The sequence below is a fragment of the Methanococcoides seepicolus genome (genome assembly GCF_023684405.1).
Lineage (GTDB): Archaea > Halobacteriota > Methanosarcinia > Methanosarcinales > Methanosarcinaceae > Methanococcoides > Methanococcoides seepicolus.
Genome location: NZ_JAGSOI010000141.1, coordinates 1 through 1201, shown reverse-complemented (window position 1 = coordinate 1201; position 1201 = coordinate 1). Strand labels below are relative to the sequence as shown.

Below are 1201 nucleotides of genomic sequence, written 5' to 3'. Positions count from 1 at the left end.
CCAGCGCTACCGTGACTATAACCAATGCTACGGACCCACTCGAAAATACAATATCTATTGATAGTGTGGATATCATAACAAGAAATGCAGGCAAAAATCTATTTGTTTCTGCTAAGGCAGTTGTGACTATACAAAATGATGTAGCAGGTAATACAGTATCTGGATCTTGGAGCGGTGCTACTACAGATGTTGATTCCAGCCTGACAGATGGATCGGGAACATTGACATTCTATTCCAATGAGGTTAAATACAAAACTAAAGCATTAACGTTCACATTTAATGTGGATGGATCAAGTTTGTCAGCAACCTACCCTCAGTAAAGCAGAATTTCGGGTCTCAATTTGAGACCACCCATTTTTCATTTGATCATTTTTTTCAAAGGGCTTGGTCCGGTACATTATGCTTATATGGTAGAAAATGTGCCCGTCCGTAACATATACTTGAACAGTTACGGTAAGAATTGGTATCAGTTATTTGTAATCACAAATTTATAAAATAGATAATAATAAAAAGCTGATAAAATAAAGGAGTTTCCAATTTTACGGAAGGCTCCTTTACTTAGAAGAGGTTAGCATAAGATGAAAGTCTGAGGAAGGCCATCAGAGCAATGGATGCTGTAAGGGTGGCAATGAATGCTCCGTTGCCATCGATTTTAAGTCCTCTGTTTGTCCATTCAAGGATACCGTCTTCTTCATCCATTGTAGAACCTGCGTAGTATGTGTCCATTTCTTCTTTCCTCCTGGTTTTATGAGCAAAGAGTATCTATCACGATTAATCATTGCACACATCTATAATGATTAATCATTTATTAATGTTTCGGAGTAAAGAATTATTTGTATAATTCATATTTTTCATGATACCATGGTCTCGCACAGCAAGTCGGGGATATTGGTACGTGAAAAAAGTGTACGCAAGTTATTTGCAATGCTATAGCTCTTTTTAATGCTCAATAATTTATACAGTCCGATATATACACATACAGAAATCAAAAAACTTAATAAGTTTCAAACTCCTAAATAAATTGTACGTGACAACACGAGCATTTAGTATCCCTGTCCAAATAGTAAATAATTCGTAACTATTCAGCCATCCTCACGTTTTTGATATAAACTTAGAATACTCAACACAATTCCATCAGTGCTTGATATTGATTTTACCAAAAAACAATATACTATGCCTCTATTTTAGTCACTCCCTGAAA

The 1201-nt window shown here is 35.6% G+C and carries 2 protein-coding genes; one reads left to right on the top strand and one right to left on the bottom strand.

The window, feature by feature from the left end; translation table 11 throughout:
- A partial coding sequence (locus KDK67_RS14100) for a hypothetical protein (RefSeq protein ID WP_250869478.1) occupies positions 1–320 on the top strand: 320 nt, incomplete at its 5' end.
- Positions 321–558: 238 nt separating this feature from the next.
- Here KDK67_RS14100 and KDK67_RS14095 read toward each other — a convergent pair.
- A complete protein-coding gene (locus KDK67_RS14095; protein ID WP_250869477.1) occupies positions 559–726 on the bottom strand; it encodes a hypothetical protein in 168 nt (55 codons plus the stop codon).
- Positions 727–1201 lie beyond the last annotated feature (475 nt).

Coding starts and splice junctions, on each gene's coding strand:
- KDK67_RS14095 (WP_250869477.1), bottom strand. CDS start 726: ATGGACACATACTACGCAGGTTCTACAATGGATGAAGAAGACGGTATC.